The 22,026-nt window shown below is 38.0% G+C and carries 18 protein-coding genes; 8 read left to right on the top strand and 10 right to left on the bottom strand.

Annotation, left to right across the window (positions count from 1 at the left end; all coding sequences use genetic code 11):
* The first annotated feature begins 4 nt into the window (after positions 1–4).
* On the top strand, positions 5–1,129 hold the full coding sequence (locus J655_RS07770) for a YdcF family protein (RefSeq protein ID WP_002115205.1): 1,125 nt from the start codon (positions 5–7) through the stop codon (positions 1,127–1,129).
* Positions 1,129–2,157 carry an alpha/beta hydrolase gene (locus tag J655_RS07765; RefSeq protein ID WP_002115207.1) on the top strand — a complete coding sequence of 343 codons (1,029 nt, stop codon included), beginning with the start codon at positions 1,129–1,131 and terminating at the stop codon, positions 2,155–2,157. The genes J655_RS07770 and J655_RS07765 overlap by 1 nt, the downstream gene beginning before the upstream one ends.
* A 56-nt stretch (positions 2,158–2,213) precedes the next feature.
* Here the strand turns inward: J655_RS07765 and J655_RS07760 are convergent, their stop codons facing one another.
* From J655_RS07760 to J655_RS07750, 3 genes are all read right to left on the bottom strand, one after another.
* Positions 2,214–2,708: a hypothetical protein gene (locus J655_RS07760; protein WP_017480925.1), complete on the bottom strand. Its 495-nt coding sequence runs from the start codon at positions 2,706–2,708 to the stop codon at positions 2,214–2,216.
* A gap of 62 nt (positions 2,709–2,770) precedes the next feature.
* Entirely contained in the window at positions 2,771–3,826 is a 1,056-nt protein-coding gene (locus tag J655_RS07755; RefSeq protein WP_017387349.1) for a linear amide C-N hydrolase, read from the bottom strand.
* 211 nt (positions 3,827–4,037) lie between these two features.
* Positions 4,038–5,711 (bottom strand): FMN-binding glutamate synthase family protein, encoded by a 1,674-nt coding sequence (locus tag J655_RS07750; protein ID WP_017480927.1) that lies wholly within the window; start codon positions 5,709–5,711, stop codon positions 4,038–4,040.
* A gap of 682 nt (positions 5,712–6,393) precedes the next feature.
* Here J655_RS07750 and J655_RS07745 point away from each other — a divergent pair.
* From J655_RS07745 to J655_RS07720, 6 genes are all read left to right on the top strand, one after another.
* Positions 6,394–6,924, top strand: a complete 531-nt coding sequence (locus tag J655_RS07745; protein WP_005068793.1) for a spore coat U domain-containing protein — start codon at positions 6,394–6,396, stop codon at positions 6,922–6,924.
* A gap of 82 nt (positions 6,925–7,006) precedes the next feature.
* Positions 7,007–7,714, top strand: coding sequence for a molecular chaperone (locus J655_RS07740; protein ID WP_002115167.1), 708 nt, complete (start codon positions 7,007–7,009; stop codon positions 7,712–7,714).
* A 40-nt stretch (positions 7,715–7,754) separates the two neighbouring features.
* A complete protein-coding gene (locus J655_RS07735; protein ID WP_155762634.1) occupies positions 7,755–10,163 on the top strand; it encodes a fimbria/pilus outer membrane usher protein in 2,409 nt (802 codons plus the stop codon).
* Positions 10,154–11,182, top strand: a complete 1,029-nt coding sequence (locus J655_RS07730; RefSeq protein WP_017480932.1) for a spore coat U domain-containing protein — start codon at positions 10,154–10,156, stop codon at positions 11,180–11,182. The genes J655_RS07735 and J655_RS07730 overlap by 10 nt, the downstream gene beginning before the upstream one ends.
* A 556-nt stretch (positions 11,183–11,738) precedes the next feature.
* Positions 11,739–12,905: an MFS transporter gene (locus tag J655_RS07725; RefSeq protein ID WP_205625442.1), complete on the top strand. Its 1,167-nt coding sequence runs from the start codon at positions 11,739–11,741 to the stop codon at positions 12,903–12,905.
* Between the two features lie 155 nt (positions 12,906–13,060).
* Entirely contained in the window at positions 13,061–13,564 is a 504-nt protein-coding gene (locus J655_RS07720) for a hypothetical protein (RefSeq protein ID WP_002115710.1), read from the top strand.
* Between the two features lie 48 nt (positions 13,565–13,612).
* On the opposite strand, the gene accC is transcribed toward J655_RS07720, so the two are convergent.
* From accC to J655_RS07685, 7 genes are all read right to left on the bottom strand, one after another.
* Positions 13,613–14,980, bottom strand: coding sequence for an acetyl-CoA carboxylase biotin carboxylase subunit (gene accC / locus J655_RS07715; protein ID WP_002115704.1), 1,368 nt, complete (start codon positions 14,978–14,980; stop codon positions 13,613–13,615).
* A 17-nt stretch (positions 14,981–14,997) separates the two neighbouring features.
* Positions 14,998–15,417, bottom strand: a complete 420-nt coding sequence (gene accB, locus J655_RS07710; RefSeq protein WP_000354611.1) for an acetyl-CoA carboxylase biotin carboxyl carrier protein — start codon at positions 15,415–15,417, stop codon at positions 14,998–15,000.
* A gap of 17 nt (positions 15,418–15,434) precedes the next feature.
* Positions 15,435–15,890: a type II 3-dehydroquinate dehydratase gene (aroQ, locus tag J655_RS07705; protein WP_017480934.1), complete on the bottom strand. Its 456-nt coding sequence runs from the start codon at positions 15,888–15,890 to the stop codon at positions 15,435–15,437.
* Positions 15,891–16,125: 235 nt separating this feature from the next.
* On the bottom strand, positions 16,126–17,451 hold the full coding sequence (locus tag J655_RS07700) for a Y-family DNA polymerase (protein WP_032052228.1): 1,326 nt from the start codon (positions 17,449–17,451) through the stop codon (positions 16,126–16,128).
* 267 nt (positions 17,452–17,718) lie between these two features.
* Positions 17,719–19,968, bottom strand: a complete 2,250-nt coding sequence (locus tag J655_RS07695; RefSeq protein ID WP_032052227.1) for a TonB-dependent receptor — start codon at positions 19,966–19,968, stop codon at positions 17,719–17,721.
* 153 nt (positions 19,969–20,121) lie between these two features.
* Positions 20,122–20,895: an HpcH/HpaI aldolase family protein gene (locus J655_RS07690; RefSeq protein ID WP_032003848.1), complete on the bottom strand. Its 774-nt coding sequence runs from the start codon at positions 20,893–20,895 to the stop codon at positions 20,122–20,124.
* The coding region (locus tag J655_RS07685) for an IucA/IucC family protein (RefSeq protein WP_032052226.1) at positions 20,888–22,026 on the bottom strand (1,139 nt) is incomplete at its 5' end. The genes J655_RS07690 and J655_RS07685, both read right to left, overlap by 8 nt.

The raw sequence follows: 22,026 nt of genomic DNA, 5'->3' as shown, positions 1-22,026 counted from the left end.
TTTTATGCCAAAAGTACACTTAATGGTACGTTTAGTACAAGTAGTCACCGTGCTATTTGTACTATTAGGCTGTTTCGTGGTTTTTTTATATTCGCCATTTTATTCAAAACTTATTGTAGCTGGGCTTAACTATTTTGTACCTGTTGATGTTAATCAAGTCGCTGCTGAGAGCCAGAGACAGGCTGCATTAAGTGAGCATGATAATTTAGAGCCGGGTTCAAATTTATGGATCGCTCGTCAGGCTTATTTAAAACTGACAGAGCAAGCGTTACGTGAAAAAAGAACGTCTGATCTGACCTATATTCAAGAGAATTATAAAGCCTTGCAGCAAATTATTCTTTTAGAAGAAAAGGAGCAGGATTCGGAAGAGCAAGCAGCATCTGTAACGGTTCCTTTAGTCGCTAAAAACTCAGAAATTGATGCCGCAGATGAGGCGAGTAGTCCTGTTGACGAAGCACTTTTTATTAATAGTTCTGAAAATAAAGCGCTTACTGAGCAATATACAGAGTTTTTAGCAAGAAAACCTGTGGTGCCAGAGCACCAGAAAGCTGTTAGTGAACCTGAACAAAAAGTCGAGTATGTGCGTAAAAATCCATTACCTGTACAACCTAAAAAGTTATCAGAGCCTTATGCAATTGTTGTGTTGGGTGGCGGATTAACCTTAGATAAAAATGGTAAGGATATTGTTGTTAATGGCTATACGCGTTTGCGATTAGAAAAAACTTTAGAAGTTGAAAAACAAAATCATCTGCCTATTGTGCTTAGCGGTGTAGAAGCACCTTATATGCAAGCTTGGTTAAAAGAGCGCGGTGTTGATGCAAAGCTATTAGAAAAGCGTAGTATGAATACCTGTGAAAATACCCGTTTTAGCTCTTTATTGCTTCAGAAAAAAGGCGGGGCACCGACAGTCATGTTGGTTACAGATGAATATCATATGCCGCGTACACGCCGACTTTTTGCTTTAAATGGTATAGAAACTATTCCTGTTGTGGCTCCAATGCCAACTCCACTGACACGCTGGCAACCAAGTGTGCAAAATTACGATCATAGCCGCCGTGCAAATTATGAATTACTTGCGACAATTCGTGACATGTTGTTTGGCTCAAGTGATTGTCGAGAGGTTCCTTAATGTCAGATATTCCATTTCTCAACCCTGCCGTATTAAAACAATTAGATTTACCGGTTCCTAATCGTGATCTTACGCCGCAGGTTTTGAGTCCACTTAATTTAAACACATTAGAAGAACCTTCTCGTGATTTGCTGGCCTATCGCAAATTGTATGGTTTACATTTACTTGAATGTGACCATTGGCAAGGCTATGTTCAAATGCCTTTATTCCGTTTGCATGTGCAAGTTTTCAAACCTAAAGTAGAAAAAATACAAGGTACAGTTTGTCTATTGCATGGCTATCTTGAGCATAGCGGTATTTACCAGCCAATTATTCGTGAAATTCTTGAGCAGGGCTTTAGTATCATTACTTATGATTTGCCGGGGCATGGATTAAGTGATGGTTCACCAGCCAGCATTAAAAACTTTGATCATTACCAGCAAGTTTTGATGGCTGTTTATCAATATGTGAAACATGCAGATCAGTTACCTAAACCATGGGTCGGTATTGGTCAAAGTACGGGTGGAGCAATTTGGATGCATCACTTATTAGAATATGCTGAAAAACGCCAAGATCCGATTGTAGATCGTGTACTTTTACTTTCTCCGCTAATTCGCCCCGCAAAAACCGCATGGTGGCATAACCCCGTTGGATTAGGCATTATTCGCCGTATTAAACGTCAAGTGCCAAGGCATTTTAGACGTAATAATCATAATCCTGAATTTTTGCGTTTTATTCGTTTAAAGGATCCTTTGCAACCCCGAATGATGGGCATGGACTGGATTTTGGCCATGTCAAAATGGATGCAAGAAATGGAAGAGCGACCTGCTTGCCGTATCCCAGTCTGGCTTGCACAAGGTGCTCTCGATCAGACGGTTGATTGGCGTTACAACATTGAATTTATTCGTCGTAAATTTAGGCTCCAAACGTTGTTAATGCTTGAAGAAGGCTCTCATCAATTAATTAATGAACGTGCAGATATACGTGCGGCATTAACAGGATTGATTCCAGCCTTTTTGCATGCAAAGCCAAAACATTTTTATTATTAGAAAAATAATGCATCTATCCAAAATTCTAGATAGATGCATTATTTAATCTTTGTAGTTTATTTTGAATTTTGATAAAGCTGCATAAAGTTTTTATAAACCGAAGACTGCTTTTGTGGACTATACATATTGCGCTCGATTGTTCCTTTATCTGTTTTGATTAAAACATTCACATTTTGAGCATTTTTAAATTCTTGTAGGAATTGACTTGGAATAACAAAGTAAGTGGTTGAATGTTTAGGTACTAATCGGCTCACATTTGTCTTTTCAGTGGCTTGAGCTGGTTCGTAACTGAATCGTTTACCATCAATATCAAAGGTCAAAGCGTTAATATCATAAAAGTTATAACTACTACTTAAATGAACATCTACACGAAGCTGATTTTTTTGATTTTCGTTCCATTTAACCAATAAGCTTGGGCATAGTTCAGTTGGTGAGCAGTTTAGTTGACCAGCTGTCTTTACCTCTTTAGGAGCTGGTGTACTAACCTGTGTGGTGCTACACGCTGCAGTAAGTAGACATGAACCCAATAAGAGTAGAGATTTCTTCATCATATAAATTCCAAGATCGTATGTTTAATATTATTTATGTTAAGAGTAATAAATTTTGACATAAATTAACGCGTAGTTGGACCTAAAAATACAAATGGTTTTGCAATTTTAAAGGAAGAGGTGGCATCACCTGCATAGATATGGCTTTGATCAGGTCCTAAATCCAGTCTACGAGTTTTACCATCTTTAAAGTTAATCTTTTTTAAGTCAACCCAAAATACATTTGGTGAGAGAGCGGATTCAAAAAAGTAGAGCATCTGTTTGTGGTCGGCAACAGTTCGCCAGCGAGTCGAAGAGATATTAGGTTCTTCTTGAGTATTTAGCCCATAGGGAACAGATGCATTGCGAATCACACTAAATACAGAGGCTTGTGCTTGTTTTGTATTATCATTTTTAGGAATAGCGTTAATATAAAATGATGCACGTGCAAAGCGATCAGATGCTCTATTCGTACCGGGAAGCATAATCGTTCCGCCAATTTGCTTCCAATATTCAACAAGTGCAAGTTGTTTATCGAAAGTAGGTGAATTGGTCATGACTTGATAGCTTCGGCTATGGTGAATCACTTGTTTTCCACCAATATATTCGATAATTGCGCTATCACCTGTTTTATCAGAAATAGATAAATGTAAGGTGGTGAGCCGTGTTTCACCGGGAACATTGTCGGTAATAATAGTGTAGGGTTCTTTTTCTAAGGCCTTAACGGCTTCATCTACAGTTGCAAAATTATCGAGTACATATTGAGCCCATGCTGCAATACTTAATAAAGGCTTATCTGTCTTTTTTGCATCTGGGTATTCAGACTCTACTAACCATAAAATATTAGCAACCAAACCTGCTTCATTCATTCCATCTGTTGTGGAAACTTCATAACCTGTAGCAATTACACTTCCATATTTCGACGTCCATTTTATTGAATTGGGACCAGCGCTACCGTCACGGCTAACCCCGCTTGGCATAATCCATAAGTTGGTACCTGTATCAACCTTCCAGTCCATTGAGCGAGCAGTAATAATATGTTGATTATTACCTAAATATACGGCACGTGTACAAGCAACAGCATAGCTACTTAAGCCTACAGCGATTGCAACAAAAGAAGAGATGAATGTTTTTTTCAACATGATGAGGTACCTTCTTGTTATAAGCATTAAAAAATTTTTATTAAATAAAATTAAAATGTGTACGTTATTTATACTTTTATATTAGGTGAAAAATCTATTAAATACAAATTAAAAGGGGAGTGAAATTTAAGCAAAAATCACATATTAGGTTTAAATATGGAAGAGCATCACACTATAAAGGTGATGCTCAACTTATAAAAATTAATATAAATTAAAAATGATTGGCATCAGCCATATTCCACATTCGATAGTAGAAATTATCATCGTCATTATTAAGTTCAGATTGTAAAAGTTCACCTTCTTTCAAGAAAAAATGCAACTGAGCATAGTTCTTAATTTCACGGTCATTTACTCGCTGAGCCAAATGATGAGCTTTAATATCAGAAGGATGGCGTAAACCCGCAGCAGCGATCATTTCTGATAATGCATGCAAGGTATTTTTATGAAAATTAAATACTCGTTCTGATTTAGTCGGTACATCAATTGCTTTTTGACGATCTTTGTCTTGAGTCGCTACACCTACAGGGCATTGGTTGGTGTGGCAGCTTTGTGCCTGAATACACCCAACTGCAAACATGAAACCACGTGCTGAATTAACCCAGTCTGCACCGAGTGCAAAAGTGCTAGCGATATCAAAAGCACTAATGATTTTACCACTTGCGCCAATTTTAACTTGATCTCTTAGTCCTGCACCGACAAGAGTATTATGGACAAAGCGTAAGCCCTCTCGTAATGGGGTACCAATATTGTCACTAAACTCAATTGGTGCTGCACCAGTACCACCTTCGGAACCATCTACAACAATAAAGTCAGGAACAATTTTTGTTTCAAGCATTGCTTTAACAATACTCATGAATTGCCAAGGTTGGCCAATACACAGTTTAAAACCAACTGGCTTGCCGCTAGATAATGTTCGCAGCTTCTGTAAGAAATGCATCATTTCAATTGGGGTAGAAAAACTAGAATGCTTAGCAGGAGAAATACAATCATGATCGCGTGAAACGCCACGGATTTGAGCAATTTCTTCGGTAATTTTATGCTTAGGTAAGATACCGCCATGGCCCGGTTTTGCACCTTGTGAAAGCTTTAATTCGATCATTTTGATCTGTGGCAATTGAGATTGTTTAGCAAATTTTTGCTCGTCAAATTTTCCATCTAGGGTACGGCAACCAAAATAACCACTGGCAATTTGCCAAACAATATCTCCACCATTTTCGAGATGATAAGGGCTTAAGCTACCTTCACCAGTATCGTGATAAAACCCACCTAATTGCGCTCCTTTATTGAGTGCTCGAATTGCATTGGCACTTAAACTACCAAAGCTCATGGCAGAGATATTCATAATGGATGCGCTATAGGGTTGAAGGCATTGCGCATTACCCACCTGAATGCGGAAGCTTTTTGGATCAGCTGGTGGGCAAGGGCTTATTGAGTGGACAATAAAGCGGTAATTCTCTTGATAGACATCAATAATTGAGCCAAAAGGTTTATCTGCATTTTCGTTTTTAGCACGTTGATAAACTAAGCTTCGTTGCATGCGAGAAAAAGGTAGAGCATCTTGATCCGCTTCAATAAAGTATTGACGAATTTCGGGGCGTATATCTTCAAACAAAAAACGAAAATGTCCCATAATTGGGTAGTTTCTTAAAATAGAATGTTTATTTTGTAAAACATCATAGAGGCCTAATAGGCTTAAAGCGCCTGTAACTACCCATAAACCATTAAGGAGAGTATCAGAAATAAAATAATAGATACTATGAGGGGTATAGACGGTTCGAAACCATGTGATGCTGAGCGCAGTAAAAATACATAAAAACCAGAGAGAATGGCGTGAAAAGAATGTATTGAGAAATTTATGTCGAATGATTTGTGCTGGACTCGCCATATTGGAACAAATTCCTAATGTTTTACTGATACATACCTTGCCAAGAAGGAACTAAAACCACAAGTATGGAATTGTTAGCTTAAGGACGGTATAACAAAATCCAAAGATTATTGGGTTTGATTTTTCATTTAATTTTTAGAAATAGTTGAGCTAGCAATACATACTTTTTAGTAGTGAAGACCTGCCACTAGTCATTGAAATCTCAAAAAAATTATAAAGATGTGATAAAACACTTAGATTTCTTATTCATAAAGTATTATTTTCTTATTCATTTAAAATATATAGAATAATCAGGTGCTTACTTTTTATTCTTATTTTTTTGACCAAACTTTAAAAAAATATAAAATATGAATGTTGATGGTAAATTTTAACTAATGAAAAATTAAAATTTTTTAGAAAAACTAATAAAAATATAAATGAAATTATCGAAACTTAATAAAAAGAGTGGGGCCAACCATAAAAATTTTTATAATTGAGAAATCAATCAAAATTTTGATTATTAATTGATATTTGGAATGAAACAAATATTAGTGTTTTTGTTGTTTTTTTGTATTATGCGCAACTAGTAGAGTAAAAAAATAACGCTTTGAAAAAACAGTCAGAAGAACTAGTGATTGTGATGGGGAAGGCTAATTTTTACATCTATTAATTTTATTGGCGTAATGTAAAAAGGTTTTTAACCATGAATAAGTCTCTCATTTGTTTATCAGCAATTGCTATGGGTTTAACGTCTATCAATGTTGCAAATGCAGCTAACGCAACCGGTACACTAACTGTTAAAGCAACGATTACAAACAGTTGTGTTCTCAACACTTCTGCAACAGGTACTACGTCAAATGCAATTTTAGACTTTGGTACGTTAAGTTCGCTTGCAAGCAACGTAGATGCAGACACCACAACAACAGGTGGTACTGCAATTAAAGTGTTATGTAACAACACTGTGCCATGGACTTTGGCTTTTGACGCAGGGAAAAATGCTCAATCGACACAACGTCGTATGATTGGTGGGGCGGCTAGCAACGAATACATTCCTTACAACCTTTTCTCAGATACTAACCGTGCAACAGCAATTGGTATTGCAACAACTGCATATAGCGGTACTGGTACTGGTGCAGCACAAACAGTTAACGTCTATGGTCGTATTCCTGCTGGCTCAACTTTACCAAGTGCAGGTAGCTATGTTGACACTGTGACTGTAACAGTGACTTATTAATTTTTAATAAGTTTTATTGCGTCATCGCTAGCTCTTTTTAAAGGAGCTAGCTCAATTTGAGAAAAGTAGTTCTGGGCAAATCATGAAAAAAAATATCTTTGTTGTGACAAGTTTATTATTATTTTTGCCTAGTATGCTAAATGCAGCATCAATCCGCCTTTCACCTGTTAGTGTTGAAATATTGAGTGATCAGGCTGCCTCTTCCATTAGTTTATATAATCAGTCAAATGAAAGCGCTGATTTGCAGGTGCGTGTATTTGAATGGAGACAAAATGCTGGTCAAGATCAGTTAATCCCTACGGATGAGATTGTAATTAGTCCACCATTTTTAAAACTACAGCCTAGTGACTCTTATAACTTACGTGTAGTTAGAATTAACCCAGAACTTATTTCTGGTGAAAAAACTTATCGTATTATTATTGATGAGTTACCAAAACCAATTGATAGTCGTAAAGCTGATCAAGGGGTTAACGTACTACTACGTTCGTCATTACCTGTATTTGTAGTGAATAAAGATGCGATTACTAAACTGAATTGGTCAATACAACAAGAACAAAATAACGCTTATCTCACCATAAGTAATGTTGGTAATCGACATGCGCTTTTAAATAACTTAATACTTGTGGATACAACAGCAAATAAAAGCTATACCATTAAAGTAAATACCGTGAATGGTTATATTCTTGCTGGGAAAGCGAGAAATTTTAATATTAGTCCTGATTTTAAATTTCAAGCAGGTCATAAATATAATATTTTATTAAATATTAACGGTAAGCAAACATCTCTTTAAAGAGGCACATATGAAATATATCGTAAGTGCCTTATGTGTTATGTACTTGCCGATTCATGCCGCTGCTGAATCATTACAAGATAGTACCAATGCTGTCTTACCAAGTATTCCCGAAGTTCCGAATTCTGCTCATCAGGCATTTGGTTCTGATCAGGGATATGTACAGCTATTTTTAAATATTTCTGTTAATTCAAATGTTTCTAAAGATTTAATATCGGTACGGCAGGATCAAGATAAAAAATTATATATCCGCTCTCGTGATTTAAAAACTTTAAGACTAAAAATGGGTGAACATATCCCAGATAATCAGTGGGTGTGTATTAATGATCTAAACGGAATCCAGTTTAAATATCTCGAAAATGAGCAATCTCTAAACTTAAAAGTTCCGCCGAACATGTTAACGGGTTACTCAGTTGACTTAAATGGCCAGCAGATCACTAGCCCGAATTTGCTAAAGATGAAACCCTTAAACGCGGCTATTCTGAATTACAGCCTGTATAACACCATAACCAATGATGAGAATGTTTTCTCAGGTACGGCAGAAGGGATCTTTAACAGCGCAATCGGTAACTTTTCTTCAGGCGTTTTATATAACGGTAGTAATGAAAATAGTTATAGCCATGAAAAGTGGGTGCGCTTAGAAAGTAAGTGGCAATATGTCGACCCTGAAAAGATCAGGATATATACCCTAGGGGATTTTATTTCTAATAGCCCAGACTGGGGCAGTAGTGTCCGTCTTGCCGGTTTTCAGTGGTCGAGTGCTTATAGTCAACGCGGTGATATTGTCACTTCGGCACTCCCGCAATTCTCAGGCTCGGCAGCACTGCCTTCAACGCTAGATTTATATGTCAATCAGCAAAAGATTTATTCGGGGTTAGTGCCATCAGGTCCATTTGATATTAAACAGCTCCCGTTTATTTCGGGAAATGAAGTCACACTGGTGACTACCGATGCAACGGGACAGCAGAGCATTACCAAAAAGCCGTACTATTTTTCCTCCAAGATTCTGGCAAAAGGTATAAATGAGTTTTCAGTAGATATGGGTATTCCGCGTTATAACTATGGGCTCTATTCAAACGATTATGACGATGCCACTTTTGCCTCAGGTGCGATCCGATACGGCTACAGTAACTCACTGACCTTAAGTGGTGGAGCAGAGGCTTCAACCGATGGGTTATCGAACCTAGGCACAGGATTTGCCAAGAATGTTTTGGGGATTGGCGTGATGAATGCCGACATTGCAGCGAGCCAGTATAAAGATGAAAACGGCTATTCTGCCTTGTTGGGTTTAGAAGGGCGCATCAGTAAGAACATTTCATTTAACACCAGTTACCGCAAAGTATTTGATAACTATTTTGACCTAGCCCGTGTGTCTCAAGTGAGATATTTAAAAGATAACCAGATCAATGCCGAGACACAGAACTACCTGAACTACAGCGCACTGGCAGATGAGATTTTTAGGGCAGTGGTTAACTATAATTTTTATGCAGGCTATGGGGTTTATCTAGGTTATAACCAGATCAAATATAGCGATAACTCTTATAAGTTACTGTCTACCAATTTAAGTGGAAGTCTGGACAAGAACTGGGGCTTTTATGCATCAGCGTATAAAGATTATGAAAACCACAAGGATTATGGAGTTTACTTTGCGCTGAGATATACACCGTCCAGTAAAGTGAATGCGATCACGAGTGTATCTAGTGACAGCGGTAGCCTACGGTATCGCCAAGAAATATTCGGTTTGTCAGAACCACAAATTGGTTCATTTGGCTGGGGTGGTTATGTTGAGCGAGATCAGGATGCAAATGAAAACAATGCATCGGTCTATGCCTCTTACCGTGCCCGAGCAGCTTACCTGACAGGACGCTATAACCGATTTGGGGATAATGATCAGGTTGCACTTTCGGCAACGGGATCATTGGTTGCGGCGGCGGGACGTATCTTTGCGGCCAATGAAATTGGAGATGGCTATGCGGTTGTAACTAATGCCGGGCCACAAAGCCAAATTTTAAATGGTGGGGTTAATTTAGGTGCGACCGATAAGTCTGGCCGATTCTTAATTGCAAATTTAAGGCCCTACATGTCTCATCATATCTATCTAGACCCATCATATTTACCTTTAGAGTGGGAAGTTAACTCTACGAATCAGACAGTGTTTGTAGGTTACCGTCAAGGAACTTTGGTTGACTTTGGTGCTCATCAGGTCATTTCTGGATTAGTGAAACTGGTTGATCAAAACAACTCACCATTAATGCCAGATTATACCGTTCGAATTAATGGTCAGCAAGATGGAGTGGTTGGTTATGACGGTGAAGTATTTATTCCAAACCTATTAAAGCAAAACAAACTTGAAATCGATCTTCTAGATCATGGTTCATGCCAAGTTGATTTTGCGTATGAAAATAAGCAATACAGTGCTAAAAAATTGGGACCTTATGTATGTCGATAAATATTGCTAGCTTTAACCAGCCGACAACTTTTAAAGGTCTTTCATTTATCCTGAAATATTTTTTGGGAATGAGTCTGTTATGCCTAATCTTTACATTTTTTAACTCTGCCCATGCAAGTTGCATAGTTACAGGGACAACTTCTGGTACATACACATATACTGCCGCAACAATTAACAATGATGCAGTTCTGACATACACTGGAACAATACGTTGTTATGGGGGGCGTACAACACCAGAAATTTCAGGTTATATGTGTATGAAAACCGTATTTACGGGAACCACAAATGCAATTAACAGTGTTTCATTACCCTATACGGTAACTGCCACTGTAGGTGGGGCTGGGTCTTCTACCACCAATCAAAATTCGAATGTCTGGTATGGTCCAGTAAGAACAGTCGCTACAAATAATGTTATTAGTTACTCTGTAAATATAAAAGTACCAGCCCGTACAGGGTCGCTCATGGCATACCCTAAAGGAACCTATACTGGTACGGTTCAGCTATTTTGGGACATGCAAGCAAGCTCTAGCACTGTGTGTGAGGGGGATAGTGGTGGAGGTTGGGACTCGGGTAATACCACTATAACTGCTAATTATGTTGTGCCAAGTTTGTGTCAAATAGATTCAACATCAAATGTCGATTTTGGAAATATTAATGATATTGGTAAGACTACTCGTGATTATACAGCTCAAGGAGTGGTAAATACGACCTGTAATAATGGACTGCCATATAGTATTTATTTGGGGGATGGAAATAACCGTATTGCTGGTGGCTTTAGGCAGATGACAAATGGTAGTGGTCAATATATCCCATATCAGTTATATCAGAACTCGAATTATAGTGCGGTATGGGATACTACTGGTGGTGTAAGCGTAGTTGGAGGTTCTGGGGGTGTTTCTAAAACAGGTTCGGGCAATTCTCAGGGTACAAATGTCTATGGAAAAATTCCGCAAGGTACCACTATTTCAACAGCTCCGGGTAATTACTCAGATGCGATAGTTGTTACAGTAACTTATTAAGAATTTATTGGAATTTTATGTTGAGTATATTTTTTAGAATTTGAGTTGAACACTTAGCATTTAAAAAGTGGTCTATAAATTTGGTGTTTAATTGCTCTAATTTAAAAGAGGCAGATAGATTTTTTTTAAGCAAAAGGTAAGGGTGATAAGTGGTTAGCGGTAATGTTGTTTCAGGATGAGTAAAAACAGAAAAAGACAAATTAAAAAAATAAGAAAAAACATCTGATAAATATATACCTTATGAATATTAAATGTATTTTTACACAAGTTAACAGATTGTACAAATTAAATTACAGTTCTCTTTTCTTTATTTATTCTTTCTTATCAATAAAAAATACTTATAGAGATAAGTCGATTCTCAATAATTTAATGATTTGTAATGGAAAACAAAGTGTTAAAATTGAAAGGCTGAGATGCTCTGATATGTTTAATTGTATTTTATTCGGTGAATCTACGAATTGAAATTTGTGGATGCTTAGTAGTACTAAAGACAAATGGCTACAAGCGTGACAGCTATCCCGAATTTTAACCTCATGAAAATACAAAGGTTTATAAATTGTTTCAACCACTTACTATCCAAACTCGACTTGGTGGATTCTACTTCTTTTACTATTCCATCGTGGGCACATTCATGCCTTATTGGAATTTATATCTTCAAGATCAGGGGTTTAATTATCAAGAAATTGGTGTTTTATCATCAATTGCGATTGTAACTCGCTTTTTTGCGCCTTTAGTTTGGGGTTGGATTGCTGATAAATCTGGTAAGCGGATGTTGCTTGTTCGGATAGCAACTTGGATGGAGTCATGTATATGGTTGGCTATTTTTATAGTGCCAAATACTTTTCAATCAGTTGCTTTGCTTATGCTTATTTTTAGTTTCTTTCAAAATGCGATTTTAGCTCAATTTGAGGGAGTGACTTTATTTTGGTTGGATGATCAAAAAGCTAAACTTTACGGCAAAATTCGTAAGTGGGGATCGGTTGGGTTTATTGTTGGGGTATTCACTATTGGGGCTATTTTAGAAATAGTGCATATTTCAATGCTCCCAATTTTACTATTAATTATCGCGTCGCTAGCGTTTATTTGGTCTTTTACAATCCGAGAACCTGATAGCGCGCCTACTTCCCAAAAACATTTAGAACCTTTACTTCCTGTTCTTAAGCGCCCAACAGTGGCTGCATTTTTTGCAATTGAATTTATTCTACTTTTTTCACATGCGCCTTTTTATAGTTTTTATAGTAATTTTCTGAAATCTTTGAATTTCAGTACGACTGAAATTGGATTTTTATGGGCCATGGGCGTTTTTGCTGAAATTTTTATGTTTTCAATTGCCTCAAAGATTTTTCAACGTTTTTCGTGGCGCAGTTTAGTGATAGTGTGTCTGCTAGTGACGAGCATACGTTGGATGCTAGTTGCAGTATTTTCACATTATTTTATTGGTCAACTTTTTGCGCAGTGCTTACATGCCTTTAGTTTTGGTTTATTTCACTTGATCGCAATGAGAGTTATTTTTCAAAACTTTTCTGCTGGACAGCAAGGGCGTGGACAAGCACTTTATAGTACCATGTGGGGGTTAGGTGTAGCTTTCGGTAGTGTTCTGGCTGGGCATTTCTGGAAAATTCTTTCTGGTGAACTCATCTTTATGTGTGCCAGCGTGGTTGTGCTCTTAGGTTTGTGCTTTGTAAAGTGGCTTCCGAAACAAGTCGATTCTTCAACTACCTAAGCTTGAGATCATGCAAAACAAAGAATTTATATTGAAAAAAGCAAGTAAATATAAAATTGTTTGATGACTTGTTGTGACACGTTACAGTTGAAAAATATTGTTTTTATATGGTTATGGAGCAGTGATTTTGTCAAAAAATATGCTAACTTAACTTCATGCGTTTAATGATTAATAAATCTATGAAAAATATTTATATTATTGGATTATTGTGGGCTTGTTCTGGTTTAGCTGTGGCAGAAACGGCTACTCAACAGCCAGCTGAACAACCCGTTCGGACTGCAAGTAATCCTAATGCTATACGTATTGTTACGCGCCCTGAAATTATGGGATTGTGGGGAATGGAAATTCCAAATAATAAGAAATGTGTGGAATATTATAACTTTCGTAGTAGTAATGATGTAGTGATCAAAAGCGGTCAGGAATGGTCTTATGGTATTTATGAATATCAACCATCTGATGACCCTAAAGAGCAGCTAGCCGCTTTAGTAATGCAAATTAAATTTGACAATAATAAAGTAGATTGTTCTGGTCAGAAACAAGACCAAACAGGTGATGTCTCACAATATTTTGTACAATGGAAAAACGACCATACAATCAATTTCTGTTCAACGGCTAAGGGTGAGCAGTGCTTTGCGACTTTACGTCGGGTATTACCATAAAATGGTTGATATAAAAAAAAGCCTCTTAAAAATAAGAGGCTTTTTTTATTATGCAGTTTCAGCTTTCTTTTCTTCCACTTGCTTTAACAAGTGTTTTTCAAGGTAATGGATATCCATTGCTTGAGAGCAGAAGCTCTTATCTTGCAAAATAAGATCTTTATGTAAAGGAATATTTGTTTTAATTCCTGTAAGGATCATTTCATCTAGCGCTTGACGCATACGAGCAATTGAAGTTTCACGGTCTTTACCATGAGAAATCAATTTAGCAATCATAGAGTCATAGTAAGGTGGAATGCTGTATTCTGGGTAGATATGAGAATCTAAACGAATACCAGCGCCGCCTGGCGCATAGAAACTTTCAATTTTACCTGGTGAAGGTAAGAATGTTGTTGGATCTTCTGCATTGATACGGCATTCAATTGCATGTCCTTGAACTTTGATATCTTCTTGTTGAAGCTCTAGTCCTAGGCCACCAGCAATGCGTAACTGTTGTTCAATAATATCGACACCGGTAACCATTTCAGTTACAGGGTGCTCAACCTGAACACGAGTATTCATTTCAATGAAGAAGAATTCACCGTCTTCAAATAAGAATTCAAACGTACCAGCACCACGATACTGCATCAACTGACATGCATGAACACAAGCTTCTAAAATATCAGCTCGAGCTTGCTCTGGTAGGTTTGGTGCAGGTGCTTCTTCTAGTACTTTTTGATGGCGACGTTGTAATGAACAGTCACGGTCATATAAATGAATTGCATGACCATTACCATCACCAAGAACTTGAACTTCGACATGGCGAGGTTTTTGTAAGAAGCGTTCCATGTAAACGGTATCATCACCGAACCACATTTCTGCATCGCGCTGCGCTGCTTGAACTGATTCAAGTAGTGTATCTACACGCTCAACAATACGCATACCACGACCACCACCACCAGAAGCCGCTTTAACAATAAGCGGGAAGCCGATTTCTTTCGCTTCTGCCAAGGCATTGTGGATGGTTACTGCATGGTCGCAACCTGGTACAGTAGGTACGCCAGCTTTTTTCATGGCAACAATCGCAGAAACTTTATTCCCCATAAGGCGGATATGTTCTGGACGTGGGCCAATAAAAGTAAAGCCTGAGCTTTCTACAATTTCAGCAAACTCAGCATTTTCTGAAAGGAAACCATAACCCGGGTGAATAGCATCAGCACCGGTAATTTCTGCAGCAGTAATAATTGCCGGGATATTTAAATAGCTATCACTACTTGCGCCCGGACCAATACATACTGCTTCATCAACAAAACGTAAATGCATCAAATCCTTGTCGGCATCTGAATAGATACCAACAGTCTTGATTCCTAATGTTTTACAAGCCCGGGTAATACGTAAAGCGATTTCACCACGGTTTGCAATTAAAACTTTTTGCAACATAGACGTCCCCGGGGTAATTACGCGCGATAACGGAATAAAGGTTGACCGAATTGGATAACTTCACCATTTTTTACTAAAATTTCTTCGATCACGCCACTTTGAGTTGCTTCAATTGGGTTCATGATTTTCATTGCTTCAATAATACCCAAAGTTTCACCAGCAGATACTGTTTGACCTACTTTAACAAATGGTGCTTCACCTGGGCTTGGAGCAGCGTAGAACACGCCAACCATTGGAGAAGTTTCAACTGCTCCACGCGGTGTTTTTGCAACTGGTGCTTCTGCAACAGGAGCAGCCGGAAGTGCTACACCAGCTGCAGCAACGACAGGATTGCGACGAGTTAAAGCGATTGATTGATCACCTTCTTTAACTTCGATCGCTTGCAAGTCAGACTCAATCATTAAATCGATGAGTTTCTTAATTTTGCGGATATCCATGGGCGACTATTCCTAAACTAGTTTGGGTTAGATGGTTGAATTTTTTCAATAGCGTAATCGAGTGCAAAACGATAGCCTTTTGCACCTAAACCACAAATCACGCCAATTGCTTTATCAGATAAATAAGAATGATGCCTGAATGCCTCTCTTGCATGGACATTCGACAAATGTACTTCAATAAATGGAATGGCAACGCCAAGTAGGGCATCGCGTAGAGCAACAGATGTATGGGTGAGGGCTGCAGGGTTGATAATAATAAGTTCTACGCCTTCAGTTTGAGCCTGATGAATACGATCAACAATGGCACCTTCCCAGTTGCTTTGAAAAGTATCTAATGTGAGTGAAGCTTGTTGAGCTTGGCTAATAAGTTGTTGGTTAATATCATCTAAGGTAAGATGACCATATACTTCTGGTTCGCGTTTTCCCAGCAAATTCAAATTCGGTCCATGAATCACCAAAATGGTCGAACTCATTCAGATTGCTCCAGCTCTAAAGTTGCAAATATTCTTTGCAAGATGTCTGCAAAGTTTGCTTATTATGGCATATGTTTCTACAATTTTTTTATAATTTGTTTTCATCGTCGCAGAAAGGGTATACCAAATTCGGCTTATATATTGTAAATTTTGCGATGATTTAGCAATGTTAAAAAATGACAAAATTTCAAGTAATTTAATGGAGCTTATTTTAAACTGAATTGACAAAAACAGTTCATGTATTTTGTGTAACGGCTATAGAGTTCTCTCCAATCACTAATAGCTCATTCCATCGAGTTAGATAATTTTTTGAACGGTGGCATTGTTTCATGTGCCAAGATGGATTACGGGAATGATAACCGACTTGTAAATAGTGACTACCGAATCGGTTACGAACTGTGCTGAGTGTTTGCATTAATTGTTGTCTTTGCTGAATCAACTCAAGAGGTTGCCATAAATCATCAATATGATGTTGACGAGGATGCAAACCACAAAATAAAACTCCAATCTTTATATATTTTTTATTTTCTTTATATAAAACATCTATTTGCTGCATGGCTGCTTTTGTTAATATGCATAAATCATCTGTTGCATAATTTAACCCTATCGCTTGAGAAGATGCTTTTTTATAAGGTGGTTTATCTGTTTTTTCATAAAGTAAGACTTGAACACAGGCACACAACTGTTCTTGTTTCATTAAACGGCGATGGGCTCGGTTAAGATGAAAAATAAGTGCTTGTTTAATAATCTCAATACTGGACAAAGCTTGAGCAAAACTGCGTGATGCTAAAATTCGTTTGGTGACAATGGCAGGATCGTCGAGTTGAATACAAGATTGGCCTTTTAGCTCACGAATGGTACGTGCCATAACCACAGAAAAAGCTTTTGCTAGATGATGCTCATTGGCAAAAGTTAAGTCTAAGCATGAATAAATCTCATAGCTACGTAATTGTTTGACTAATTGATAGCCAATTCCCCACACTTCTTTGACTGAAGTGTGTTGCATGAGGTCTTCAAGCAGCAGAGGATCTAAAGTGGTGAAATTACAAATTCTATTAAAGCTTCTAATTTTTTTAGCATAGTGATTGGCTAATTTTGCTTGAGTTTTTGAATATCCGATGCCAATACAACAGGGTAAGCTTAACCATTCTTCTAAGGTTTCTACGACTTTGACACAATAAGAATGAATATCTAGAGATTGAAGGTAAGGGGTAAGGCGAATAAAACATTCATCTATAGAATAAGCTTCTAAATCATCGGGCGAGAAAAACTCACCAAGAACTGAAAAAAAGCGACGTGACATTTCAGCATATAAAGTGTAGTTGCTTGAATAGACGTGTACACCTGCTTTAAGAGCTTCTTGTTCGATTTGATACCATGGAATACCCATTTTGATACCCATATTTTTTGCTTCTTCACTACGTGATACAACACATCCGTCGTTATTAGAAAGTACTACAACTGGTAGGCCAATAAGTTTGGGATTAAATAGTCGCTCACAACTCACATAACAATTATTAATGTCTACGAGCGCGTAAATTTCGCGGTGTGAGATTTCCATTATGATTTGCCCCATTAAAAATATTGGTAAAACTACATATTGATATTGTTTTCATAAACACAGTGAGAAGAAGTGTTGGATGAAAAAGTTGTATCTTGAATATGTAACAAAATCAAGTTAACAAAATTTTTAGCAGAATACTAGGGTGGTTCTGTGGGTTTGCCTCAGGTTAATAATGGAAAAAATAGATAAGAAATTAATATTTTTAATAAAAAAAGGAGATCGCATTGATCTCCTTTTTGTGACACATTCAATGTCAGTTTTTGATTACCATTTATGGCTATAAGAAACTTTCAGCGTTGCACCATTTGCTACTAAATGGCTAGTGTTATTACCAGATCTTAATAATTGGCTATAGAGAGGGTAGTACTTGCGGTTAAACATGTTCTCTAAACCAATCGTCACAGTGTCTTTTTTGTTAAGCGCAAAGCTACTGATTAAATCTGCTGTTGTATAAGTTTTTACATCATAGCGGCCAAAACTATTTACACCGTTTAAGCGGTAGTCTTCTGAACCGAAGTAAGTAGCTTGTAGACGATTCGTCCATGTTTCCGTTGGGCTATAAGAAATATAACCTGTTAGTTTTAATGGTGGAATACGGAAGCCTGTCATGTCTTGTTCGGTACCGTTTTGCGGTTTTTCACGGCCTTTCATCCAAGTAACGCTACCACCAGTTCCCCAAACATTGGAATCGTCAAGATAGTCAAAAGTTGCTTCAACACCAGTGACTTTCTCTTTCGTTCTAGTCATATCCAAACTATTACTTACTGGTTGCACAGCGCCAAGGTTAGAAGTAGAGTGGAATACAGCTAAACTTGAAGAGAAGTTATTGAAGTTTCCTTTCCAGCCTAACTCATAGTTATCAACTTTTACAGGTTCTAAGAATGACGAACCAAGGTTAAAACCTGTGCTGGCATTGCGAATGACTACACCGACATCAGGCAACTGGAAACCTTGGTTGAATGATGCATAAATCGAGTGTTGATCATTTGGAGAGAAAGTCACATTAGCATTGTATAACCATGCATCAGCTTTTACTTTTCCGCCCTCAACGGTGTAAGGGTTAGGCTTACCTAATTGTGATAATGGAACAAAGCTATCAATTTGGGCATAGCTGTCTTCATAACGCATACCAGCTTCTGCTGACCATTGGTCATTAAAGCGGTGTTTTAACTGTACAAAGCCACCCAAACTTTGCGTGGTAAGTTCAGGTAAATAAATAAGTTTTCCAATTTTTACAAACTCTAAGCCACCAGATTGATCATAAATATCAGGATCGAAAATATCTAAAGGCATTTCGCTTTTTTCGCGGCTAAAGTCACCACCCCAAACTAGGGATGTATCACCTAAAAACTCAAGCGGTGTGGTTACAGTTAAGCGGCTACCGAGTATGTTATTTTCTTGATAAACCTGATCCACTTGTCCGCCACGTGGGCTGACTTTACCTGGAGCAACACGTGCGTCAAATGGTGAAAAACGGGTAAAGAAGTCACGGTAATAAATTTGAGCATCAACTTTATTGCCAAAAAAGTCTTTATGGTTATAAGTTAAATTGTATATCTGGTTTTCGTTTTTAGTCTGGTCTTTAAGCTTTAAGCCTTTAATTGCTTTGGCTGGTACAGTTCCGGCAGGGGTATTCTTAACACTTGTGTCAGATGCATAATCTGAGTCTTGCTCGGCATTATAGTAGTTTGCAGCAAATTGTAAGTATTGATTGTCATCAATATGATAACCAAGTTTACCACCTACGCTGTAAGCATCGGCATCATATAAATCGCCCTGACTAGGTTCAGGTGCAACACGGTCACCACTTGCATCGTAAGGGCTACCAATACGTTGGTAACCAAAGTCGAGTGCATAGTCAAAAGCGTTAAAGCTGCCTGTGAAATATTGATGAATATCGCCACTTAAAGCATTAGAACGGAAATTTGTTAAAGGTGTTTGAAGCCCAACGACTGTTTTTGCTGTAGGTTCGCCACCAGCCGCTTTCGTAGTAATTGAAATAATACCGCCAGAAGCACCGCCACCATAAATTGCGTTACTGCCTCGAATGACTTCAATGTTGGCAATGCTTTCAGGGTCAATTGCTGAAAGTCCGCGTGATGTGTCACGTGTCAGGTTCATTGGAACGCCATCGACCAAGATGAGAGCATTACGACCACGTAAAGTTTGACCATAATCGGTAATGGTGCGGCTTGAATCGGATAAACCCGGTACGGCTTTTGCTAAAACGGTTGCAATACTGCCAGATGAACCATTTCTTAAAAGTTCAATTTGTTTTTCATCTAGCTTGGTCACTTGCTTGGCAGAAGTAGAAAGTTCATCTGCACGTGAAGCGGTAATTGTAATTGTAGGAAGTGCCTCAGGCTTTTTTTCAACATCTGTTGTCTCAGAGGTTGAGGCTGCAAAGGCCGAGTTTGAGAGAAAGATGGCCCCACCAAGTGAAAGGAGTGGAATGATATTTTTTACTTCAGACTTCCTCGTAAAAAGTTTGTGACTTTTTATCTTATTTCCCATTGTCTCGCCCTGAGAGTGATTTTAAATTTGTCGAATTATAAGTGAGAATGATTGTAATTCACAATATCGTTGTTGGACAAAAAATAATAAAATTTATTTTTATTAATTGTTGTGTAGAGGAAGGTGCACCCATCGCTCTACACAACTGAAAATTTATGAGATTTCTTTATAAGAATTCAAATGATTTTGATGAGCACGGCGAATAATGCTGCGGTCATCACCGAGTACAAAAAGCTGAACGGATTGTTGTTTCCACGCTGCAATATCTTCAGGTTGTCGAGGAATAGCACAGAAATGCTTTTGACTATTTTTAGTCTTTGCATACATCTCTTGAACTTTTTCTTTCACTTTTGGATGACTAGATTGCCATGGCATTCCCATTGATTGGGAAAGGTCGGCAGCACCTTCCAGAATAATATCAATACCTTCAACTTTTAATATTTCATCTAGTTGTTCTAGTCCTTCTAAGCTTTCTATCATGGCAACGACAACCGTTTCGTTTGCTGCGTGTTGAACAAAACTAGCTAAATCATCTATGCCATATCGATTTAACCTTGTCGAGTTGAGTCCTCTTTGACCAAGCGGCATATAGTGACAATAGTTCACGGCTTCTTGTGCTTGCTGAGCATTTTCTATACGTGGAAAAACAATACCCGTTACCCCTGCATCGAGCAGAGGTAAAACTAAATGGTTGGCGTTTAACGACACCCTCACAAAGACATCAAGACTCATGGCTCTAGCAGCTAAAATCATGGTCTCGACTTGAGACGTACTAAATAAAGTATGTTCCAAGTCGATAATAATAAAGTTGTAGCCCGCAAGTGCCATTTGCTCGACATTAATCGGAGAAGCTACGGAACAAAAGATTCCGTAGAGCGTCTCGCCATTTGCTATTCGTTTCTTAAAAGAAATCGAATGCTTATTCATATTCAATTTCCTTAATAAGGCTGAGCGGGTTCGGCGTGGTTTGTACTCTTAAGCGAATTTCCGGAAGGAAACGGCGGCTTGCGAGTTGTTCAATATCGATGGTGTCATCTGTAAAGTTAAACAATTCATATCGCTCGGCAAACTCTGGGTGAGTTTCTTTATGCTGATTAATAATGGTTCTTAACATGGTCCAGAATTTCATTTCATCGAAGTCATAATGTTCATTTAAGAAAATTGCTAACTCGGCCAAATTTACAAACCAAAGTGCATCTTGAGTAAAGTCTCTTAACTCATTTGGAGAGTGGGTTTCCAAGAACGAGTTCGGGTTAATCTTGGCGTGCTCTTTTGGCGCATCTTGTAAGTTAGGTAAAAGGTTCGGCTCACGTAAAAGATGACGGCTAAAACGAATTCCATCATGGAAATCTTTCAAAGCCGCTTTAACGGGTAAGCCATTTTTATGAATCAGTACCATGTTTTGTGCATGTGACTCTAAAGCGAGGCCGTGACACCACAAAATATGCATGATTGGTAAATAAGCATTGGTGAGTAATTTTTCTAACCAGAACTCGATACCGTACTCTTGAATCCACTCATCAATCAGCGGTTTTTGGTCTGTATCGAGTTGCATTAGTCCTGTTACTGGCGTTGCCGATTCGCCTTCTTTTAAGTAGCTGTAAATACTTTCGCGCCAAATGCAAGCGAGTGCGCCGTATTGAACAGGTAGCGCAATTTGCTGGTTAACTGAAAGACCGCCAATCTCTCTTAAAATAACAGGCTTGCGCTGTTTTTCTAAAATATGGTCTTGCTCAACAATGTTATAAAGCCAGTCACTCATTTTCGCCGCATTTTGAACGGTATGCGGTGCCAATACACGAGAGGTAGAAGTATTGACCAAGTTCATTGCCAATTTAAGAGAAAGCGCCGAGATATCACTAATATTTGATAAGGTTCGAATCGACTGCTGCGGTAAATAAGTCGGTCCTTCAATATCTAACGGGATGATCAGTTGGTTGCTAATCGCATCTTGATAATATAATTCAATAATTTTATCCCACTGCCACGGGTGAATTGGGGTGAGGATATAATCTTTAAAATCTACATTTTGCTCTTTCAATTGATCAGTAATGGCTT

Origin of the sequence: Acinetobacter sp. 1294243, assembly GCF_000588015.1 — a bacterium.
Classification (GTDB): Bacteria; Pseudomonadota; Gammaproteobacteria; order Pseudomonadales; family Moraxellaceae; genus Acinetobacter; species Acinetobacter pittii.
Note: the sequence above shows the minus strand (reverse complement) of the source record. Positions and strands in the feature narration are given on the sequence as shown.

Bases quoted from the DNA above. Each gene is read 5' to 3' on its own strand.
- J655_RS07770 (WP_002115205.1), top strand. From the start codon at position 5: ATGCCAAAAGTACACTTAATGGTACGTTTAGTACAAGTAGTCACCGTG.
- J655_RS07765 (WP_002115207.1), top strand. From the start codon at position 1,129: ATGTCAGATATTCCATTTCTCAACCCTGCCGTATTAAAACAATTAGAT.
- J655_RS07760 (WP_017480925.1), bottom strand. From the start codon at position 2,708: ATGATGAAGAAATCTCTACTCTTATTGGGTTCATGTCTACTTACTGCA.
- J655_RS07755 (WP_017387349.1), bottom strand. From the start codon at position 3,826: ATGTTGAAAAAAACATTCATCTCTTCTTTTGTTGCAATCGCTGTAGGC.
- J655_RS07750 (WP_017480927.1), bottom strand. From the start codon at position 5,711: ATGGCGAGTCCAGCACAAATCATTCGACATAAATTTCTCAATACATTC.
- J655_RS07745 (WP_005068793.1), top strand. From the start codon at position 6,394: ATGAATAAGTCTCTCATTTGTTTATCAGCAATTGCTATGGGTTTAACG.
- J655_RS07740 (WP_002115167.1), top strand. From the start codon at position 7,007: ATGAAAAAAAATATCTTTGTTGTGACAAGTTTATTATTATTTTTGCCT.
- J655_RS07735 (WP_155762634.1), top strand. From the start codon at position 7,755: ATGTACTTGCCGATTCATGCCGCTGCTGAATCATTACAAGATAGTACC.
- J655_RS07730 (WP_017480932.1), top strand. From the start codon at position 10,154: ATGTCGATAAATATTGCTAGCTTTAACCAGCCGACAACTTTTAAAGGT.
- J655_RS07720 (WP_002115710.1), top strand. From the start codon at position 13,061: ATGCGTTTAATGATTAATAAATCTATGAAAAATATTTATATTATTGGA.
- accC (WP_002115704.1), bottom strand. From the start codon at position 14,980: ATGTTGCAAAAAGTTTTAATTGCAAACCGTGGTGAAATCGCTTTACGT.
- accB (WP_000354611.1), bottom strand. From the start codon at position 15,417: ATGGATATCCGCAAAATTAAGAAACTCATCGATTTAATGATTGAGTCT.
- aroQ (WP_017480934.1), bottom strand. From the start codon at position 15,890: ATGAGTTCGACCATTTTGGTGATTCATGGACCGAATTTGAATTTGCTG.
- J655_RS07700 (WP_032052228.1), bottom strand. From the start codon at position 17,451: ATGGAAATCTCACACCGCGAAATTTACGCGCTCGTAGACATTAATAAT.
- J655_RS07695 (WP_032052227.1), bottom strand. From the start codon at position 19,968: ATGGGAAATAAGATAAAAAGTCACAAACTTTTTACGAGGAAGTCTGAA.
- J655_RS07690 (WP_032003848.1), bottom strand. From the start codon at position 20,895: ATGAATAAGCATTCGATTTCTTTTAAGAAACGAATAGCAAATGGCGAG.